Below are 20,258 nucleotides of genomic sequence, written 5' to 3' on the forward strand. Positions count from 1 at the left end.
TCTCCTTGGCCAGCGCATCTACATCAACGCGCCGATTGGCATAGAGCATGCGGACCTTTTCGGGATCTGCCTTGATATCCCTTTCGTAAGCATCCGCCATTGCTTTCAGCGCCGACCCGGCGTCCGCCTTCTCGACAAGGGAGCCGGTTGCGGCGAGCGTTTCCACGAGCTTCTTGTGATCGCCAGCCTGCAGGGCTTCCACAATGGAAGTCTGCGAAAAATGACGCTCGCTGCCTGCAGAGTCAGCGCCTTGCATTTTCTGGTCATTCGAAGCCATATTTTTTTCTCCTGAGTCTTTGGTCGATCGTTTCTCTGAGACGTTTGAGGGGGCGTTCGTTGACGACAATTCCCAATTTGATCCCGGATCATCTTCCCGGTGCGGTATTGGACCCACTCGGCCATCAGTACCGATGATATGATCGACGTCCGCATACGTCGGTTGAACTGTGTTGGTGACCGAGGTTGCCAGTTTCAATCGTTCGAACAGGGAAGTGATATCTTCAACTTCCTCGGCAGAACTAACTGAGTGACGGGCCATTTTTTTGCGAGAATCGATTTCTTCCTTTGCCGCCGCTCGTTTCCGTTTCTCGATCGCTATCCCCAGGTTTGTTACCGTTGCGATCGTGACTTGGTGGCTTTCGTGGGCTGAGGTGTTAGCCGTCGATTCCGACCCGCAGAATTCCGGTTGCATTTGCTCTTCAGTCGTGATGACAGAAGACTGGAAAACTTCGAAGTCAATGGCGCTCGGGTAAAGGTCCGCGCTTTCCGGCATTTCCACATCCGATGTGGATGGTTCGTGCAGCTGGTTCTCCCCGAAGGAGCTTTCTTGTCTGCCTTGGAAGGAAAGCGGCGTCGTTGGAGAGATTTCCATCTGGTCGAGCGGCCTTAGCAAGTGCGCGTTCGAAACCGACGAGCGCTCTTGGAAGGCAGCAGGTTCGAGCGCTGGGAATTGAATGGAATTATTTGGCGCGCTTTGCTGAGTGAGCTTTGCACTGAGAGCCTCAACATTGTTTGCCACGAGGGGAGAAGCAATGACGTCGAGACGACTGCGATGCCTCGTCAGGCCGACATAGGTCAGCTTATCTGAAAGAGCACCATCACAGAGGAGAATGGCGTGATCAACTGTGGCCCCCTGACTCTTATAAATTGTAGCAGCATAGCCGTAGGTAAAACCCTTAAACTCGCTATCGGTCCAAGTGACGGTTCGTCCAGATCCGTCTAACCTTGCAGTAATGCGAACCCCAGCAGATGTGCCATTCTCAGCTCGGGAAGCTTCTGTGCTATTAAGTCCGACTACAGTTGCAAAAGTACCATTGCGGATGTCCGCTTGCAGACGGTTTTCGCTGAATATAATCCTGTCTCCCAAGACGAGATTAATCCTTTGCTGAACGCGTCTCGACGAACCCTCATCTATTCCAGATTCCGAACTTCCACTATCTATTACGCTTGACCACACACTCATTTGCTGGTCTTGCAATCCGGATTTGTCAACAAACCTCTGATGAAGAGCGATATTGGCGCGATTAACGCTCCTGTTGGAGTGTGCCATCACAAGACGATCATACACCGGATATCGGTCGCAAACTCTATTCATCTCCTCCAGCATGCGGTCAGTGATCTGGTCTGACGCCCTGACGTTTGAGCCGCTAGGAGGAGCATATACGAAATGGACGAGGCCCATTTGTTCGAGCGCTGTGAGATAGTGCCCGACGGCGCTCTTGGCATCGCGTCGTATGTCACGTCCGAGCTTTTCTGTTTCTATTCGCGACCGCGCGTCGAGCTGTCGAAGCGGCTGGACGAGTTCATAGCAGCCGGCTTGCTCCATAATAATCGGAAGCAGATCACCAGGTCCAACAGGGGGCAGTTGCCGATCGTCTCCCACACATATCAGTTTCGGCCTTTCGGTTGGGTGATAGGAAGTGGCATTTGCAACTGTCTCGATTAGTTGCGCGATCTCCTGCGTCTTGGCCATCGACATTTCGTCGATCACGACGATGGTATTTTTTCCGATGGTGCGGTCTTTCGCCTTGAAAGTCGTCGCGACGTCGCGAAGACCTTTCTCACGAAGCTCCTGGGCCGCCCGGTTGGTGGGTACGAAGGCAATCAACTTTATTTTCTCGGTCGGGAGCGCTTCCTCGTTGAACCTGTCCACCGCTTCGTTCAGGGCTCCAAGTACACTTGTTTTTGCGGAACCCGCTACGCCCACCATAGTGGAAGCTCGATTTCGCCTAGACAGATAATGTAATGCTCCTCTGAGCTCCGGTGTGAAAATGCCTCTATCGGCGACCATATCAACAATGGTTCCCGGAACGCCGAAGCTTTCTTCTGCGGAAAGATTGGTGACATGACGTACAGTATTCTGTTCCGCAGCTCTCAGCTCTGTAGAGGTGTAGAGAGGTTGGCCATCTGGAGAATCAAGCCGGGTCAGTTTGTCGCTTGCGACGACCTGTTGGAATAGCAGGTCGATTTCTTGTACCGGCCGTTTGTAGTGCGTGAGTGCCCGAGCCGCCGAAATCTTAAGTTGGTCTTGTCCGAAGCACGCATTGCGATTTGCGGCGTGGTTTACGACCCATTCCACAATATTGCTCTCGTCCAGCAGGTTACTGAACTGGCGAAGATCTGTCTGGAAGCGCGTAGGGACAGACGTGTCAACAGCAGCCATTCCGGGATCGGACATTACAATGTCGTCGGTTGGCATGCTTGCCACTCCTATTCCCCTCGCTTTCCAATCGTGTGTGATCAGCCAGCCAGGATGGAAAGTTCGGTAACGGTGCTGATTTCAAAACTCAATGAGCATCCGGTGCGGTCTCAAAGCCATTGAGGGGACATGGTGTTCATCAAAACCTAGAAGTCAGTTAGATGGCCCGCGTGGCTCCAAGTATATCTGAGGAAGAATTGAATTCCTTAAGCTCAGATGAGCAATCTTTCTATGGTGGATCGATTGCGAGGACTATAACTTGATATCAGGAACGCTTCTACACATGAAAAATTCAAAATCGCTACAAATGAAACTTTGGAAATGTTTACCTTTAAGGGTTACGGTTTGCAGTTTGTAATCATTAACGTTGGGTCGCTGGTTCGATCGAGCCTGTTCGTTGAAACGCGACTTTCATGCCTTTAGGCGAAGCGCGACAACAGTCCGCCGACGTCTGCGTGCTGAACCGTATGCTTCGAGATCTTCTCACCGCCACCTACCGACAATGATGTGACCAACCATGTCGCTCGGCTTAACTCAAGGAACACGAATATTGCACCTCTGTGCGGATTTCGGTCTTATTGTCGTAATGACTCTGGGAAGCTTCATGATCGTCTCCTGGAGCTTGATTGCACCCCGTGCGACCACACTCTCGCAGAGCGCTGGGCGCAGTTCACGCCTGCGGAAGTCCAGAGTGGCGTCAAGCTGGCGAGCGAAACCGGTCAGGTGCTGAAGACCATCGAAGGCTATATCGTCACGGTAAATCATGACGCGGACTCGAGCGCGACGTCGGCACGCGAACAGTCGGTCCGCCTTGCCGAGGTCAATACGGCAGTCAACCTGATAGACCAAATCATCAGCAGAATGCAGCGATGGCAAAGCGAGCAACGCGGCGAGCGCCTCGCGCGCGGGGTGAGGCCGCACGGCTTTGCGATCTCGTCGGCCGGTCGGACCTCTCGCCCGGTTTGCCTCCCCAGCACCGCGGATGGCGTCGGGTGTGACCAAGGCCATTGCCGACAAAGCTGCCGTCAAGCAGGTGGCTAGGCAAGAGTTCCGAGTTGCCCTCCCCGATCCGAACGGTGAACCTTTCGCACTCGGGGTGATTCCAAGAGGCTCGCCCACCGAACGAGAGGGGAGCGTCAGGACAGCCCTCGGTGATCGCGCCTCAGGCTTCATTCTTGCCCAGGGTTCGAAGAGATTTTTGCCGAACTCTCGGCACCCTCCTTAAGCGCCACACCGCTCAACTGCAAGCGCAGCGCCTCCCGGACGATCCAGGCGATCTTATCCGCGGCAATCTCGTAGCCGAGCCCGTCGGCGTGAATATTCGAAATGCAGTTACGCTCGCTGTCGCGCCGTCCTGCCTGGGGGCGGAAGGTGATGTAGGCACCCAGACTGTCAGGCACGCTTAACCCCGGTCTCTCGCCGATCAGGACGATTGCAACCTCCGCACCGAACGCCGCCGCCGCCTCGTCGCCGAATGCTACCCGCGCCTGTTCGCCCAAAATCACCGGGGCGACACTGAAGCCGCCAAGACGCTTCATGCATGCCTTGAAAAGCGGAACGGCATGACGCTCGACCGCCGAGGCGGAAAGCCCGTCCGCGATGACGAACGCGATGTCATGGCTATCCCCTGGCATTGGAAGATCGGCTGCAAGCGGCTGGCGACCCAGATCCGGGCGCGACAAGTAGATGGTACGATCCGTGGCGCAGGACCTGATCCGGATCGTTGATACCGGTGCAAGCTGCTTGGCGAGGGCGACAAAATCCACTTGACCGTGCACGGCGTCCCTGGCCTTCGCATGGGCCAGCTGGAAATCCAGAATTGCCGAGGTCGGCAACGCGTCGCCCGCTCTACCGAGTCCAATCCGGGCGCGTGTCGAATGGCGGAAGCGCTCAAACGGGTCTCGACCCCAACTCATGCGGACACCCCGTAGCTCAAGAGATTGCGAGAGAATTGGCCCGAGGCGCTGGCGGGCGCCAGCCGGCCCGAGTGATCAAGCATGCCCATGCGATTGAGCCAAGCCTCAAATTCGGGCGCCGGCGGACGATTGAACTGATGCCTGAGGCCGACAATATCGTGATAAGACAGGCTCTGGTAGTTAAGCATGACGTCATCAGCGCCGGGCACGGCAATCATGAAACTGACGCCCGCGACAGTCAATAGCACCATCAGATTGTCCATGTCGTCCTGGTCTGCCTCGGCATGGTTGGTATAGCAGACATCGACCCCCATCGGCACACCGAGCAGTTTTCCGCAGAAATGATCCTCTAGCCCGGCGCGAATGATCTGTTTGGCGTCGAACAGATATTCCGGTCCGATGAAACCGACCACGGTGTTGACGAGCAGCGGGCGGAGTTCACGTGCGACTGCGTAAGCCCGCACCTCGACCGTCTGTTCATCCACGCCGTGATGTGCATCTGCCGAAAGAGCGCTGCCCTGACCGGTCTCCAGATACATCACGTTGTTTCCGACGCTGCCGCGCTTCATCGACAGCGCGGCGTCATTGCCTTCCCTGAGAACGGCGAGATCGACGCCGAAACCATTGTTGGCAGCCTCAGTGCCGGCAATCGACTGGAACACAAGATCGAGCGGCGCCCCGGCCTCGATCGCCTTGATGGAAGTGGTGACATGAGTCAGCACGCAGGATTGGGTGGGAATCTCGAACCGCTCGCGCAGCCGGTCGAAAAGGACCATCAACCTGGTGCAGGCATCGAGGTTGTCGGTGGCGGGATTTATGCCGATCACCGCATCGCCGATTCCGTAGAGAAGGCCGTCGAGTGTCGAACCGGCGACGCCTTCTGGATCGTCGGTCGGGTGGTTGGGCTGGAGCCGGCTCGACAGCCTGCCCGGCAGGCCGATGGTGGAGCGGAAGGCAGTGACCACGTTACATTTACCGGCAACGGTGATCAGATCGTGATTGCGCATGATCTTGGAGACCGCCGCGACCATTTCCGGCGTGAGGCCCGTCGCAAGTGCTGCCAGCCTTTCGGTTGTCGCGTCGTAGGAGAGAAGCCAATTGCGAAACTCGCCGACCGTCATATGTGAAACTGGCGCGAAGGCAATTGGGTCGTGGCGATCGATGATCAACCGGCTGACCTCGTCGACTTCGTAGGGGATCAACAGATCCTCCAGGAATGTCTTGAGCGGCATGTCGGCAAGCAGGCAGCGGGCAGCGACCCGCCGCTCGTTGCTTGACGCTGCAACCCCCGCAAGCACATCGCCTGACTTGAGTGGCGAGGCACAGGCCATGACCGATTTCAGGTCGGCGAAGACATGGCGCTCGCGTCCAAGTATGATCGAATACATTTTATCTCCGCTCGTGGGTATCAGGCAGCCCATTTCTTGCGCAAGGGCGAAGCTACCTTCAAGATTGTAAGTCCAGCCCGAACTGGGCAGTGCGGGCGCCATGCCTCCTGAAAGCTATGCACGATCCATGCCACTCCTGGCTTGGGCGCGCGCGGTCCATTCATCGAAGGGCTTGTGCTCCTAAGGTGCCTCCGGACGATGCAAGCCGTGACCGAAGCATTTCGGATCCGCCATGGATCATGAGGCGTTCGGAACTCGATTGCCCGAGGCGGCTTCAACTGACCGTTTGCCCGGCCTTCACTGTCGAGGCTGCCTTTCCAATGAGCCTGGAGAGATAGCTGCCAACCGCAGCTTGGTCATCCGCGGCCACCAGGAGGTCATTTCTCACCTCTATCATGACATTTGGAATACCGTTCGCGATGCCGTGCTCGACGAGCGTGTGCGTGACCCCATCGGCTGGACCGTATGGCTGGTTGCGCATGACGACATACTTGCGATCGGCCCCTTCGAATTCCGCGAGAATTGCATCTGCGAGCGTCGTGTCGCTGTCGTGCAATATCCCGATCTCGACCTCGCGCTTCTTGCCGAAATAGACGGGGGTGAAACTATGGACTGTGACGAGCATCGTCCCGCGCCCCTGGGCCTTGCGAGAGGCGAGAATTTCGGACAGTCCATCACGAAAGGGTAGATAAATCTCGTTGATCCGCGTCAGGCGATCTGCTTCCGGCATGCTCTGATTTCCCGGAACGTCATAGATCTCGCTTTTGCCAACAATTGCAGACACTGCCTCCGGCGGGCGATTGCAGTCGTAAACGAGCCGCGAAAAGCGCTGGTAATAGAGGACCGCATCGAGAGATGACGAAAGATATCGTGCGAGTTCCAGGGCGCCCGGATCCCAGGCGATATGACTTGAACGCGCAGACGCATCAAGGCCGAGGTCGCCGAGTGAAGGCGGGATCAGGTGTGAAGCATGCTCGCATACGATTACAAACTTGCCGAGCGCGGCCTTGTTTTCGATCGCGATTGCAGACTCGCCAGGGGCGAGCAACGACAATTTACCCATAACAGTCTCCGTTGATATCCACACAATAACAACGAAAACAATAAAAGCAACATGATATCAACATTGCATAAAGTAGCCCTCTGTCGCGGTGGAGGTTTCGCCACGTCACGGCCCCTCGTTCGCTACGCCGATTTCTAACTGTTGCCGAAAACATGGGCAAAATGCCTGCAAAATATGCCTTTTTGTAAGGCAGATCCTCAGAGCATTTTATCCAATTCCCATCCTGTGCCGACGCTTGTGCTGTCAGCCGCGATCACTCTCATGGCGATTTTCTTAGCTACGGAAATTGAAAAACCCTCATCGGGTGTGTTGACAAACGCAAAATATCCACATAAATCCACATTCCAAGGAGATCGCAATCGTGGATTTTTCAGTTCTTTCGCTCAGCTCAGCAATTGTTTCCGGCAAGCTCACATCCGAAGCGCTCGTTCAGGAATGCCTGGCGCGCATTGCGCGGCTGAACCCCATCGTCAATGCCTTCAGCCAGGTGTTTGAAGAACAGGCCCTCAAAGAAGCGAGGGCCTGCGATCGCGAGGCAGCCGAAGGTCGGTTCCGTGGTCCTCTTCATGGTATCCCGATGGGCGTGAAGGACCTCTTCTTCGTGGAAGGGCAGCTATGCCAGCGCGGATCTCGTGCCTATAAGGATTTCGCTCCCAAGATGACGGCGCCGATCGTCCAGAGGATGATTGACGCCGGATCTATCATCATCGGCAAGACGACAACTACCGAAATGGGGTGGTCCGGTTCCGGCTTTTCCGAATTCTATGGCCCGACGCGCAATCCATGGGACCCCAAGCTCACAAGTGGTGGTTCGAGCTCGGGTTCGGGTGCTGCGCTCGCGGCCCGAATGGTTCCCTTCACATTGGGGTCCGATGGTGGCGGTTCCGTGCGCATCCCGGCAGCTTTCTGCGGTGTGTTTGCCATGAAGGGCTCGCTGGGGCGCGTTCCGGCTTGGCCCTGGAGCGCGACGGAGATGCTGTCCCACGCCGGTCCGATGAGCGTCACGGCAAAGGATAGCGCTTTCTTGTTCAATATTGCCAAGGGGCCCGATCCGCGAGACCATCAGGCGCTGCCGGACGACGGAGCAGATTACACTGAAACGCGATCGACAAAGTCCCTCCGGATTGGTTTTGCACCAAGCCTCTTCGGGTTCAAAGTCGCGCCGGAAATCGACCGGGTCGTGCGCGAAGCGGTCGATGCGCTCACCAAGGCGCTCACTATCGATGTTCGTTCGGTTTCCCCGGACTGGGAAGATCCGATCCGTATCTTCGAGACACTCTGGGTTGCCGGCCGGGGCGTCGCCTATGGGTCCCAGTCGGATCTTTCCGATTTTGGCAGCGGTTTCCGTGCGCTCGTCGAAGCGTCGGCACGCTACGATCTTAAGGATTATCTCTCGGCTGCGAAAGCGCGCGCGGAATTTGCTGGTCGCGTGCACGCACTCTTTGAGGACGTCGACCTGCTCCTCTTGCCAACCATCCCGGTCGAGCCGTTTGCGGCGGATCGGGAGGCGCCCGAAGGGTTCCAATCGCCCTCGGAAGTCCTCGCGTGGACGGGCTGGACGCCCTTTACATATCCCTTCAATCTTTCCGGCAACCCGGCAGCCTCGTTGCCTTGCGGCCTGACCGTCAACGGGTTGCCCGTTGGCCTGCAGGTCGTCGGCCGTCGCCACGCCGATGCGCTTGTCATGGCATTCTGCCAGCAGGCCGAGGACCATCTTTTCAAAAACAACAATCCTCCACTTGTCGTTGCTGGCGACAAGATGGGGTGGGGAACGCCCAGCAAATCAACTGTGGAGATGTCGTCATGGAGTTCAATAGAAGATCGCTCTTAAAGAGTTCGGCGCTTGCGGGCATCGCACTTGGCATGCCTATCCTCAATACTAAGTTCCTGGTCAACCCGGCCAATGCCGCGGAAAACAAGGTCCTTAAATTTCTCTCGGCCGAAACTCTGACCGGCAACTGGGATCCGTCTTCTCACACGACGCTGGCGCAGATCAACCTTGAGAGCTTTGTGTTCGGTTATCTAACCCGCGCACCGATGACGCCGGAAAAGCCTGACGAGCTCGTCATGGAACTGGCGACCGAGATGAAGCTGATCGACGAGCACACGCTCGAATTCAAGCTGCGCGAAGGCGTCACCTTCCACGACGGCAAGCCGTTCAGGGCCGAAGACGTCAAGGCGACATTCGAGTATGCAAGTCGCCCCGACCGACCGGCCGCCTGGTATCCCGGTCCCTGTGAAGTCGAAGTCGTCAGCGATTACGTCGCGCGCGTCAAGACCGACAAGGCCGGCTACCCCGCAAGCCTTTTCTGGTTCCTGTCCTCCTTCCTGCCGATCATGTCGGCAAAGGACGTCGCCGACCCGAAGACGCTCTCTGCCCGGCCGAACGGCACCGGTGGTTTCAAGTTCGTCAAGCAGGACGGCAACACGACCGTTCTCGAGGCCTTCGACAATTTCTACCTCGGCAAGCCGACGATTCCCGGACTGCATTTCAGCTTCGTCGGCGATGCGACGACCCGGACACTGGCGCTTCTGAATGGCGAGGCCGACCTTATCGAACGCCTTGAAGCCGAACAGGTCGAAACGATCGAAAAGACCGGCGGCTTCCAGCTTCACAAGGCGATCTCGGTCGAGAACAAGTATCTTTGGTTCCGTTGCTCGAAGCCGCCCTTCAACGACTGGAGACTGCGTCGCGCCGTGTGCCACGCGATCGACCGGTCGGTGATCGACGATATTCTCGGCGTTTCCGGTCACGCGTCGAACTGCTACGTGTCTCCGGTCAAGTTCGGCTATGTCGATATCCCGAACTATCCGAAGTTCGATCCGGACCAGTGCCAGAAGCTTTTGGCGGAAGCCGGCTTCCCGAAGGGCGAAGGTCTGCCCGAACTCGAATACATCACGTCGGTCGGCTTCTACCCGAAGACCAAGGAATATGCCGAGGCCATCACGGCGATGCTTCAGGAACAGGGCTTCCCCGTCAAGCTCAACGTCATGGAAGTCGCGGCCTGGGGTGACGCGCTCTACGATCGTCCCGGCGGCGGGCCCGGTCATATGATCGACTGCGGCTGGTCGACGGGTTCGCCGGAACCCGATCTGGTGCTGAGGACCCATTTCCACTCGACGACGCACCGCATCTGCGGCATCCAGGATCCGGAAATCGATGCTGCCCTCGACAAAGAGCGCAACGCCTCAAAGCCCGAGGAACGCAAGAAGGTCATTCAGACCGAGCTGATGCCGTTGCTGGCGGAGAAGACGCCATCATTTTCTCTCTTCACGTCCGTTTTCATCCACGGCATGCGTGATGGCCTGAGTGGTCTCTACATCTACCCGAATGGTATGATGGACGCCAACAAGGCGACATTGGCCTGATCCAGCGCTGCGGCCACTGCCTGGCAGTGGCCGCCTTGGCCCCGACAGACTAGGGTAAGTACATGTTCCTTCTATCATTCCTGATGAGACGGCTTCTGCAGGGGGGCCTGATCATCCTTCTCGTCATATTCATCATCTTCACGCTGTTGCGTGTGGTGCCGGGTGACCCCGCGCGCCTTATCGTCGGCGGCATGGCCCCTGATGCGGTCGTGGCGATGAAGGCAAAGGAACTTGGTCTCGATCGGGCCATCCCGCTGCAATTCGTCTCCTATCTTGGCCATTTGGCGACCGGCGATCTTGGCACGTCGTTCGTCAGGCCGAAGAGCGGGGCGAGCCTGGCCGGCTCGGCCTATAACGACCCGACACGCGAAGAGCGGGCGAAGGTCCTAGATCTCATTCTCGATACACTCCCGATGACCCTGCAGCTCGCAGCCGTCGCACTGGTCATCGCGTTGCTCGTTGCTGTTCCGCTCGGCCTTGCCGGCGGGCTCTATCAGGGTCGCTGGCCCGACAAACTCGCGCTCGCATTGGGGTCGATCTTCGTCTCGACCCCGAACTTCTGGCTGGGCATCGTGCTGACGCTCTTTCTGTCGGTGAAGCTCAGGCTTCTGCCCGCGATCGGCTACAACGGCTTCGAATACACCATTCTGCCCGCGATCGTGCTCGCGGTGGAGATTGCGCCGTTCATCCTGCGTACGTTGACCGTTTCTGTCGCTCAGGTGTTGCGCGAAGACTTCATTCAGCTTGCTGCTGTTAGAGGCCTGAGCCGCGGGCGCACGATCTTCTCGCATGTGCTGGGCAATTCCGCGGTCCCGTTGATCAACTTGCTGGGTGTGCAACTCGGCATGCTTCTGGGCGGCGTCCTCGTGGTCGAGTTCATCTTCGACTATCCGGGCCTTGGGCTCCTGACGATCAATGCCGTTCAACAGCGCGACTTTCCGCTCATCCAGGGCGTCGCGATCTTCATTTCCGTGATGTTCGTGGTGATCAACATCCTGGTCGATCTTATCGCGATGACCATCGATCCGAGACTGGAATACTGAGATGACCGATATCGTAGAATTGAGCGCCACCGAGCGCACCGTCGTCAAGCGCGGCACCACACCGACCAGACGCATGTTGCAAATTGCCGTGGGGCGCCTCGACTTTCGCATTGGCCTCATCGGCTTCGGATTGCTGCTTGGACTTGCGATTCTCCTGCCATTTGTCAGTTCGGTTGATCCGCTCAAGATGGCCTACAGCCACAAGTTTATTCCGCCATTCCCTTCCGAGGGCTGGCAATGGCCTTATGTGCTCGGTACCGATCAACTCGGCCGTGACGTTCTGATGCGCTGTCTCGTCGGACTGTGTTATTCGCTGTTCATCGGCGTGACGACCGTGGTTCTGATGTTCATCGTCGGCTGCAGTCTCGGTCTTCTTGCCGGTTTTCGTGGTGGTTGGCTCGATACGGTCATCATGCGGCTGACCGATGCTCAGCTGTCAATTCCGATGATCATTCTTGCCATCACCATTCTCGGCGTGTCACGCCCGACCGTGCCTGCGATCATCCTCGTGCTTGGCCTCTCCGGCTGGCCGCTCTATGCCCGCGTCGCGAGATCCGTGGCGCTCGGCGAACGCAATCGCGGCTATGTTCTCGGTGAGAGGGTTCTCGGTGCCTCGGACCTTCGCATCATGCTGTTGTTTGTGGCGCCTGTCGTTCTGCCTCCGATCGCCTTCGTCGCTGTGCTCGATATCGCCCGCATGATGATCTTCGAGTCGATCCTCGGCTTTCTCGGTCTCGGGGTTCAGCCGCCGACACCGACATTCGGCAACGTGATCGCGGATTCACGAAAGTATCTGCTGAACGCATGGTGGATCGCGACGATGCCCGGTCTGTTCCTGCTGATATCGCTGACCTGCCTCAATCTGATGGGTTCGGCGTTGGAGCGCGCGCGCAATGCGGTTCTGAGAGGGGATGCGTAAATGAGTGATCCAATCCTAGCTGTCTCCAATCTCTCGGTCGATCTCCTGCGGGATGGCGGCAAACGGCGCATCGTCGACAATGTGGACTTTGCGCTCCAGCCAGGCGAAGTTCTCGGCCTCGTCGGCGAAGCCGGATCGGGCAAGTCGGTGCTGGCGCGTGCCATGGTGAACGCCATTCAAGCACCGCTGGAAATCTCTTCCGGTCAGGTGATTTTTGAAGGAAAGGACGTCCTCTCCCTCGATGCGCGGGGTCTTCGGTCGATCAGAGGAAACCGCATTGGCTTCATCGGTGCAAACCCCATGGGTTCGCTTGATCCGAGGCTGCCGATCGGCCATCAGATCGTCGAGAAGCTTCGATCTGTCCGGCCTGATATCGGTAAGGCGGAAGCGAAGGAAAAAGTTCTCGATCTCCTTGGCCGGGTGCATATTCCCTCACCGCGCTCTCGCTTCCACGAGGCGCCCTTCCAATTCTCCGGCGGTATGATGCAGCGCGTGATGATTGTCGATGCGCTCGTTTCCGAGCCATCGCTTGTTATCGCCGACAATATTACGCAGCCGCTCGATGTAACGGTCGCAGCCCAGATTATCCGGCTTATCGACAGCCTCAGGCAAAGCCTCGACACGGCGTTCCTGTTTATCTCTTCGTCGTTACCGGTGGTGTCACAGATTGCCGAGCGAACGCTCGTCATGCAAGGCGGCCGCATCGTCGAACGGGGCAAGACTGCCGATATTGCTGCCAACCCGCAGCAAGCCTATACGCGCGCCCTCCTCTCGCGCATTCCATCGATCTGGAAGAACGTGTCGGCGCCGGAAGCAAAAGACGGTGAGGCTGTCCTGACCGTCGAAAATGCAACCCGAACCTATAGCGTGCGCCGGCGCGATGCGTTCAATGCCTTCAACGAAGTCAAGGCGGTTCGGGACGTGTCCTTTACCGTCAAGGCGGGTGAAAATTTTGGCATCGTCGGGGAAAGCGGTTGCGGCAAATCCACGCTTACGCGCCTGCTTGCCTGGCTCGAACAGCCAAATGCCGGTCGCATTGCGTTCCTCGGGAAGAACCTCTCGAGTCTCTCTGCTCGTTCGTTGACGGAGATGCGCAAATCGTTCCAGCTTCTGCTGCAGGACCCCTATGGATCGCTGCCGGCGGGCATGTCGATCATACGCATGATCGAGGAGCCGCTTCTGATCCACGGCGTCGGCCGGCGTGATGCCGAGCAGCGCGCGCAGGAGGCCATGCGCGAAGTCGGCCTTCATGCGGACCTCGCCGAACGATTGCCTGTGGGGCTTAGCGCCGGGCAGCGCCAGCGCATCAACATTGCTCGAGCCCTGGTGCTGAAGCCGCGCCTCTTGATCCTTGACGAGACCTTGTCGGCGCTCGACCAGGTCGAGCAGGCCGAGCTCCTCGATCTCTTCAAACGGCTCCAGGCGGCACACGGGTTTTCCTACATTTTCATATCTCACGACCTGGCGCTGGTCCGTCGTATCTGTCACCGCGTGGCGGTCATGTATCTAGGGCGCATCGTCGAACTGGCTGACAACACGACGCTTTTTGAACATCCGCACCACCCGTATACGCGGGCGCTGCTGAGCGCCATGCCGACGCTGGAGGAAAACCGTTTCCCGGGCGCGCAATATCTGCTCGATGGCGAGCCCCCGAGCCCCATTCATCTTCCGGTCGGCTGCTCGTTCCGTTCGCGCTGCCCGCGCGCGCAGAGCGACTGCGAAAAGACCGATCCGATGCTTGTGGGTTCTGATGGCGGGAATTACGCAGCCTGCCTGCATCGGCATGAGGACGAGGCGGTCCATGTCCAGTGAGATCCGCAAGGAGATCATCCTGGAGCGTCTCGGCCGTGATCAGCGCGTCAGCGTTGTCGAGCTTTCAGCAGAGTTCGGCGTTTCGGGCGAAACCATTCGCCGCGATCTGAAGAACCTCGAAGCAGAAGGTGCTGTGCGCCGCGTGCATGGCGGCGCAATTCCAGCCGGCCGCACAGCCGACACGCCGATTACCGAGCGCATCAAGCTCAACTCGACTGAGAAGGATGCGGTTGCCGGCGTGGCGCGCAACCTGATCAATGACGACTGTGTGATCTTCCTCGATACCGGCACGACGACGCTTGCGCTCGCGCGCCGGCTGATCGGCTTCAAGAAGCTTCGGCTCTACACGAATTCCCTGATGATTGCACAAGCCGCCTGCCAGCATTTCGGCGTCAGCGTGCACGTGACGCCTGGAAATCTGCGACCGGTCGAGCAGGACCTGGTCGGCTATGACACGCTATCCTACATCCAGCAGTTCCACTTCGACATGGTCTTCATGGGTGCCGCGGCAGTCAATGTCGAATATGGCTTCATGGACTATGAAGAAGACGAGGCGCGAATCCGTCAGATCCTCATAAAGCGGTCCTCGCGAAGCGTCATGCTGGCCGATCATTCGAAGTTTGGAAGGGTCGGCAATGTGATCACCGCTCCCTTCGGGCAAATCGGTGCGCTTGTGACCGACCGGCGTCCGCCGGAAGACATCCTCGGCGCCGTTCGGGCAGAAGAACTGGAGATCATCCATGCTTGACGCGGCGACGACACGGCGGACGGATTTCGATGCGATCTTCGACCGAATTTCTGCCATCGGTGCTCATCCCGGAGCGGGAGTGACGCGCCTCGCGGCGAGCGCCGAGGACGGCATGGCGCGAGGTGTTTTTGCCGTGTGGATGGAACAGGCAGCCGTCCAGATCGCGAATGATGCGATCGGCAATCAGTTTGCCTGCTTCGATTGGGCCGGTCAGGATGCGCCCTGGATTTTTGCGGGCTCGCATCTGGACACCCAACCCCGAGGCGGTCGTTTCGACGGCACCTTGGGTGTCCTGACTGCCGGACAGGCCGCGCTCGCTATTCACGCCGAGGTGCAACGCGGACTGTGCAAACCGCGCTACAACCTCGCGGTGGTCAACTGGACGAATGAGGAAGGCGCCCGCTACCAGCCGAGCCTGACCGGCAGCACGGTCTTCTCCGGCGCATTGGCGCTTGGCGATGCATTGGAACTACGCGACGGAGACGGCGTATCCCTCAAGCGCGCGCTCGAGGCCATAGGCGTCAGCGGCAGTTCGGGAATTGTTCCCCCTCCCCCGAAAGCCTATGTCGAGCTGCATGTCGAGCAGGGACGGAAACTTCTCGAAGCGGGCCGAAAGATCGGCGTCGTCGAAGGAACCTGGGCGGCGCGCAAGAAGACCGTCCGCTGGATCGGCCGGGCAGCGCATACGGGTCCGACGCCGATGGCCGATCGCCGAGATGCGCTTCTCGCCGCAGCAAGAGGAATTGCCGCCTTCGAAGCAGTCGTCGCGGCCAGCCATCCCCTCCTCCACCGCTCCGCTGCGCGCCTCGTGGTCGAGCCCAACTCGCCGAACGTTGTCGTCGACCGGGCGACTGTGTGGTTCGAGCTCAGGGGGCCTGACGTGGCCGAACTCGACATGGCAGGTGAGCTCGCCCTTGCCGCGCTCGAAAAGGCGGCAGCCGAAACCGGCACGCAGCTGGAAATCGTCGCCGATACTTTGCGCGATCCCGCCAGCATGGACAGGCGGTTAATGGCACTCGTCGATCGCACGGCACGTTCTTGCGGTTTCGAGCCATTGACCATGCGTTCGGTTGCAGGCCACGATGCTGTCGCCTTGCAAAACAGTGGTATCCCGTCGGCGCTGATCTTCATTCCGAGCGTCGATGGCATCGCCCATCATCCCGACGAACTGACCGAGCCACAGGACGTGCAGGCGGGGCTGGCGGTGCTGACCGCCACGCTTCGCAACATCATTGAGGGAGAGTTCCATGCAGGATGATGCTGCAGTTCAGGCTGCGCTCGACGCGGTCGGCCTTTCCGGCGCCACCCTCTCAGCTCCGATTGGCGGAGTGGTGTCGCCCATTCACCGCGGCGTCGAAAATCTCTGCTTTTTCGCAAGCAAGGCGGATCAGCCGCGGGTTTTCGTCAAACGTCTCCACGATGACATGTCTCGGTTTGTTGCCCTGAACCATGTGGCGGAGGCCAGCCGCAAGGCAGGCGAACTGGGCATTGCCCCGCGGCTCATCCATGCCGCTCCCGAGGGCGGCGTCCTGGTATTCGAAGCGCTTGGCGAGGAATGGGCGTGGGGGCATGCCGATGTCCTTCGCCGCCCGCGGGTTCTCGAAAATCTTCTGACGGCAAAACGCAGCTTCCATCAGGCTGAGAGGCTTGGCGAAACGCGCAGCGTTTTCGAGCTCGTTGCCGCCTACCGGCAGCTTGCCGAAGGAGCGGATGTGATCTTGCCAGCACCGGTATTCACCGTCTCTGCTGCCGTCGAGCGCATTGCCGGCGCCATCGGCGCCGCAGGTGTCGATACGGTCCCGTGCCACGCGGACGGCATCTCGTCGAACGTCATGGTCGGACCGGACGACGGAGTTCGGCTGGTCGATTTCGAGTGGGCGCGCCAGGCGGACCCCGCGTACGATATCGGAACCGTGCTGGCCGAACTCCTCCCATTCGATGGCGAGGCGCTGCTGGCCATTGAAATCGCAACCGGAAAGCCGGATGCGAGCGTGCTCGCGCGGGCACGCCTTTATGGAGCGGCCGACGATCTCATGTGGGCGCTTTGGGGCTTCATCAATGCCGCACGCTCGCCGCGCAAGCATGTTGAATTCTTCAAATACGCCGAATGGCGGCTTCTGAGAGCCCGCACGGTCATCGAAGGACCACGCTTTGAAACATGGCTGAAACAGGTCTGATGGAGAGAGCGATGAGACTGAGATTGGGTGAAGGCGCATCGCAGGCCGAGCAGGCGATCGAGCAGGCCATCATAGCCGTGGCGGACTGGCGAGGCCTCGAGGTTTCCTACGAACCAGTACCCGGGGGCATCAGCAATCCCAACTGGCGGGTTTACGTCGAAGGTGCGCCGCACAGCTTCTTCGTGAAGATACCCGGCGCTGGGACCGAAATGTTCATCGACCGGAGAACTGCCAACGAAGCCGGCCGCAGGGCGCACGAGGCGGGCGTCGGCGCCCGGATCATCGAGTTCTTCCCCGAAACGGGGGTCGAGGTGAGTGAATTCGTCGAGGGGCTCAGAACATCGACAAACGCCGATTTTCTTGATCCTGTCATCCGCCTCAACGGTCTTCGTGCGCTGAAGGCCTTCAACGACACCGCACCGCTTTCGCAGCGAAAGACCACCTTCGACATGATCGACGAACATTTCCAGCAGGTCCTGGAGCTTGGCGGCGATTTCCCGAGCGACTTCGGCTGGATGAATGCGCGCTATCGCGAGGCGCGAGCTGCGCTCGAGGCATCGGGTCTCGATCTCGCGCCCTGCATGAACGACACACTGGCCGGCAATTTCCTCCTTCATTCCGATCGCCGGGTCATGCTTGTCGATTTCGAATACGCCTCCACCAATGATCGGGCGGCGGAACTCGCGCTTTGGTTCTGCGAGATGTGCTTCTCGCCGGAGACCGAAAAGGAACTGATCGAGGAATATTATGGCCGGGCGGATCCGGGCGTTCTGGCGCGGATCGCTTTGTTCAAGGCTCTCGTCGACCTCAAATGGTCGACCTGGGCGATGGTGCAGAACGAAGTCTCGCGTCTTGACTTCGACTTCTTCAAATATGGGTTCTGGAAACATATGCGCGCGCGTTTCGCAATGAGCAATTCGCTGTGGCCGCAATGGCTGAAGGCGGTCTGACACATGCAAAGCACTGAAGAGGTGATCTCTCCCGATTTTCTTCGCCGCCTCGCGGCAGTTGCCGCCCGCGAGACATTGCCCCGGTTCCGGTTGCCGGGAGCCGTCGTCAACAAGATTGCCGGCGGGTTCGATCCGGTCACCGAAGCCGACCGCGAAACGGAGAAAGCGCTTCGAGCGCTTATCCGTTCGGAATATCCCGATCACGGCATCCTGGGCGAAGAGTTCGGCAATGAAGGCGCGGATGCGGGCCTGGTCTGGGTCATCGATCCGATCGACGGAACCAGGTCGTTCATATCAGGTATCCCGCTCTGGGGCACGCTTGTCGGGCTGACCAGGGATGGTGATGCGGTGGCCGGCATGATGGCGCAGCCTTTTATCGGGGAATTGTTTTATGCGACGGGCAACGGCGCATACTACGAGGGCCAGCACGGACAAACGCGGCTCGCAACCAGCGCGACGAAGAACCTTGCCGACGCGACGCTCTTCACAACGACGCCGGCGATCTTCGAAGCCGACCGGAGAGCAAGCTACGACCGGCTCGAAAAACAAGTGCGGCTCGCGCGTTACGGGACCGATTGCTATGCCTATTGCATGCTTGCGGCAGGGCAGATCGACTGCGTCGTGGAAGCGGGCCTCTATCCCTACGACATCGTTGCCCTCATTCCGATCATCGAGCAGGCCGGCGGCGTCGTGACGGACTGGGACGGGGGACCGGCAGAAAATGGCGGCGGTATCGTGGCGGCGGCAAATTCCTCCCTGCATGCGCAAATCATGGCTTTCCTGCACGGGGATTGACCACGGGGCTTCCTCAGACGGCGGACACCGGTCTGACGCTTTCGGTATGGTCAACCGTGGATGATTTCGAGGTCGCCCCTTTTGGCGGCCGCCAATATATTTGCCGGGGGACGTTGATCGGTGACCAATGTGTTAACGCTGGAAAATGCGGCGGTAATGACATTGCCCGTCTTGCCGCACTTGGAATGATCGGCCAGCATGATGCTTCTGGCCGTCTGCTTCAGCAGAGCCTGGCGAATTCGCGCTTCATCCTCTTCATAGTCCATGAAGCCATACTCCGCCGCGATTGCCGCCGCACCCATAAAGACCATGTCAAAGTGGAATTGCTGGATGTAGGACAGCGTATCATAGCCGACCAGATCCTGCTCAATCGGGCGGAGATTTCCCGGCGTCATTTGGACCCGGACGCCGAAATGCTGGCAGGCGGCTTGCGCGATCATCAGGGAATTGGTGTAGAGCCGCAGCTTCTTGAAGCCAGTCAGGTGGCGCGCAAGGGACAGGGTGGTGGTGCCTGTGTCGAGGAAAATGGCGCAGTCGTCGGTTATGAGGTTGCGCGCCATCTGCGCGACCGCGTCCTTTTCGAGCGCATTGAATCTGATGCGGTCGGTAATCGGCACATCCGCGGTTCGGCCGGCCGGTATAGCGCCTCCGTGAACGCGCCGAACGGCTCCCTCGGCCTCCAGATCCTTCAGGTCGCGCCGAATGGTTTCACCCGAAACACCGAACTCTGTCGAAAGCTCCAGAACGCTGACGCGTTGATCACGATCGAGTCGTTCGAGAATGACTTCTTTGCGAACTTCACTCGACATTGACAGCTTCGTCCTCGGGTCGGTGCGGGGGTCGACAGCAACGCTGATGCTGACAATCCCTTAAAGCGGCAGATCTATCTCGCAAGCCTTCGGAAAAGGTTGCGAGATGCTTGTAAGGATGACGGTGAACCGGGAAGTCGACGACGTTGTCCTTGGATTTGTGTATTTATGTGGTGTTTGCGGATCTTTCAAACAAATTACGCGATCTTCCACCGCGCAATGACCATCCCGCCCGCGCGAGAATCGCTGCCTATGTGATCAGCAACGCGCTTGCCTTCCATACAAAATGAACCCTTCGATCGAAATCCTGGTCCGGAGTGAATGCGATTCTGTCCCTGCTCCATGTGGGAATGTTGGAATATTGAGGGCATATCACCGGAGAATTGAGCTAAAATCCACAAAAGCAACATCTGAAAACCTCAAGGTTCTTGAGGGCGTGCCTAAGCAACATATTGAAAATAGAAAGAAAGTTATGACCCGTAACGGATTTTTCAGAACTGTCGTCGATGATGATTAGCAACTGTTTGACTCGAAATGGATTCAAAATGCAGATTTTCCACAATGCTTTGCA

At 58.4% G+C, this 20,258-nt stretch carries 15 protein-coding genes and 2 pseudogenes; 10 read left to right on the forward strand and 7 right to left on the reverse strand.

The genetic code is table 11. The annotated features are described in order from the left end of the window. The 5 genes and pseudogenes from M0412_RS24485 to M0412_RS24505 form a co-directional block, all read right to left on the reverse strand. On the reverse strand, nucleotides 1–2,698 hold a 2,698-nt coding region (locus tag M0412_RS24485; protein WP_371338340.1), incomplete at its 3' end, for an ATP-dependent RecD-like DNA helicase. 422 nt (nucleotides 2,699–3,120) lie between these two features. Continuing rightward, nucleotides 3,121–3,249 (reverse strand): annotated as a pseudogene (locus M0412_RS24490) (IS110 family transposase); the annotation flags it as partial. A 618-nt stretch (nucleotides 3,250–3,867) separates the two neighbouring features. Continuing rightward, nucleotides 3,868–4,614 carry an ethanolamine ammonia-lyase subunit EutC gene (gene eutC / locus M0412_RS24495; RefSeq protein WP_012475942.1) on the reverse strand — a complete coding sequence of 249 codons (747 nt, stop codon included), beginning with the start codon at nucleotides 4,612–4,614 and terminating at the stop codon, nucleotides 3,868–3,870. After that, nucleotides 4,611–6,002, reverse strand: a complete 1,392-nt coding sequence (locus tag M0412_RS24500; protein WP_012475943.1) for an ethanolamine ammonia-lyase subunit EutB — start codon at nucleotides 6,000–6,002, stop codon at nucleotides 4,611–4,613. Before M0412_RS24500 ends, eutC begins: the two co-directional genes overlap by 4 nt. Before the next feature lie 274 nt (nucleotides 6,003–6,276). Further along, nucleotides 6,277–7,065, reverse strand: coding sequence for an N-formylglutamate amidohydrolase (locus M0412_RS24505; RefSeq protein WP_012475944.1), 789 nt, complete (start codon nucleotides 7,063–7,065; stop codon nucleotides 6,277–6,279). A gap of 361 nt (nucleotides 7,066–7,426) precedes the next feature. Between M0412_RS24505 and M0412_RS24510 the strand changes: the two genes are divergently transcribed. From M0412_RS24510 to hisN, 10 genes are all read left to right on the forward strand, one after another. Next, complete coding sequence (locus tag M0412_RS24510; protein WP_202048391.1) at nucleotides 7,427–8,896, forward strand: amidase; 1,470 nt, start codon at nucleotides 7,427–7,429, stop codon at nucleotides 8,894–8,896. Further along, nucleotides 8,869–10,434, forward strand: a complete 1,566-nt coding sequence (locus tag M0412_RS24515) for an ABC transporter substrate-binding protein (RefSeq protein ID WP_012475946.1) — start codon at nucleotides 8,869–8,871, stop codon at nucleotides 10,432–10,434. The genes M0412_RS24510 and M0412_RS24515 overlap by 28 nt, the downstream gene beginning before the upstream one ends. 62 nt (nucleotides 10,435–10,496) lie before the next feature. Beyond that, nucleotides 10,497–11,477: an ABC transporter permease gene (locus M0412_RS24520; protein ID WP_077768150.1), complete on the forward strand. Its 981-nt coding sequence runs from the start codon at nucleotides 10,497–10,499 to the stop codon at nucleotides 11,475–11,477. Between the two features lies 1 nt (nucleotide 11,478). Further along, nucleotides 11,479–12,396: an ABC transporter permease gene (locus M0412_RS24525; protein ID WP_012475948.1), complete on the forward strand. Its 918-nt coding sequence runs from the start codon at nucleotides 11,479–11,481 to the stop codon at nucleotides 12,394–12,396. Then, entirely contained in the window at nucleotides 12,397–14,208 is a 1,812-nt protein-coding gene (locus M0412_RS24530) for an ABC transporter ATP-binding protein (protein ID WP_077768149.1), read from the forward strand. After that, entirely contained in the window at nucleotides 14,198–14,956 is a 759-nt protein-coding gene (locus M0412_RS24535; RefSeq protein WP_161596387.1) for a DeoR/GlpR family DNA-binding transcription regulator, read from the forward strand. Before M0412_RS24530 ends, M0412_RS24535 begins: the two co-directional genes overlap by 11 nt. Further along, on the forward strand, nucleotides 14,949–16,214 hold the full coding sequence (locus M0412_RS24540) for a Zn-dependent hydrolase (RefSeq protein ID WP_012475950.1): 1,266 nt from the start codon (nucleotides 14,949–14,951) through the stop codon (nucleotides 16,212–16,214). The genes M0412_RS24535 and M0412_RS24540 overlap by 8 nt, the downstream gene beginning before the upstream one ends. After that, the gene (locus tag M0412_RS24545) at nucleotides 16,204–17,133 is read left to right on the forward strand and encodes a phosphotransferase (protein WP_012475951.1); all 930 of its coding nucleotides are present in this window, start codon (nucleotides 16,204–16,206) and stop codon (nucleotides 17,131–17,133) included. Before M0412_RS24540 ends, M0412_RS24545 begins: the two co-directional genes overlap by 11 nt. A gap of 11 nt (nucleotides 17,134–17,144) precedes the next feature. Continuing rightward, on the forward strand, nucleotides 17,145–18,083 hold the full coding sequence (locus M0412_RS24550) for a choline/ethanolamine kinase family protein (RefSeq protein WP_077768147.1): 939 nt from the start codon (nucleotides 17,145–17,147) through the stop codon (nucleotides 18,081–18,083). A gap of 3 nt (nucleotides 18,084–18,086) precedes the next feature. Then, on the forward strand, nucleotides 18,087–18,878 hold the full coding sequence (hisN, locus tag M0412_RS24555; RefSeq protein ID WP_012475953.1) for a histidinol-phosphatase: 792 nt from the start codon (nucleotides 18,087–18,089) through the stop codon (nucleotides 18,876–18,878). A 50-nt stretch (nucleotides 18,879–18,928) separates the two neighbouring features. Here hisN and M0412_RS24560 read toward each other — a convergent pair whose 3' ends face one another. Both M0412_RS24560 and M0412_RS24565 read right to left on the reverse strand, forming a co-directional pair. Next, entirely contained in the window at nucleotides 18,929–19,495 is a 567-nt protein-coding gene (locus tag M0412_RS24560; protein WP_269703988.1) for a DeoR/GlpR family DNA-binding transcription regulator, read from the reverse strand. Between the two features lie 33 nt (nucleotides 19,496–19,528). Next, a pseudogene (locus M0412_RS24565) lies at nucleotides 19,529–19,687 on the reverse strand (DeoR family transcriptional regulator); the annotation flags it as partial. Nucleotides 19,688–20,258 lie beyond the last annotated feature (571 nt).

The sequence above is a fragment of the Agrobacterium sp. O3.4 genome (assembly GCF_041414895.1).
GTDB classification, from domain to species: Bacteria; Pseudomonadota; Alphaproteobacteria; order Rhizobiales; family Rhizobiaceae; genus Agrobacterium; species Agrobacterium cucumeris.